The sequence below is a fragment of the Fictibacillus nanhaiensis genome (assembly GCF_023715445.1).
Classification (GTDB): Bacteria; Bacillota; Bacilli; order Bacillales; family Fictibacillaceae; genus Fictibacillus; species Fictibacillus nanhaiensis_D.
This window is the reverse complement of sequence record NZ_JAMBOD010000063.1, coordinates 1-258: the sequence shown is the minus strand read 5'-3', so window position 1 is coordinate 258 and position 258 is coordinate 1. Positions and strand designations below refer to the sequence as shown.

The 258-nt window shown below is 48.4% G+C and carries 2 tRNA genes; both read left to right on the top strand.

Annotated features, from left to right (window positions below):
- The first annotated feature begins 64 nt into the window (after positions 1-64).
- A tRNA-Ile gene (locus M3196_RS21860) sits at positions 65-141 on the top strand.
- 26 nt (positions 142-167) lie between these two features.
- Positions 168-243: transfer RNA gene (locus tag M3196_RS21855), tRNA-Ala, on the top strand.
- Positions 244-258 lie beyond the last annotated feature (15 nt).

The window sequence follows — 258 nt, the reverse complement described above, 5'->3', positions numbered from 1 at the left end:
CTGTTTCGTAAGTACACCTATTCTTCTTTTGTTCAGTTTTGAAGGAACTTTATACTTCCTTTAGGGGCCTATAGCTCAGCTGGTTAGAGCGCACGCCTGATAAGCGTGAGGTCGATGGTTCGAGTCCATTTAGGCCCACCATTTCCATTTTAATAATCCTAGAATATGGGGCTTTAGCTCAGCTGGGAGAGCGCCTGCCTTGCACGCAGGAGGTCAGCGGTTCGATCCCGCTAAGCTCCACCATTGCACATCTTACGA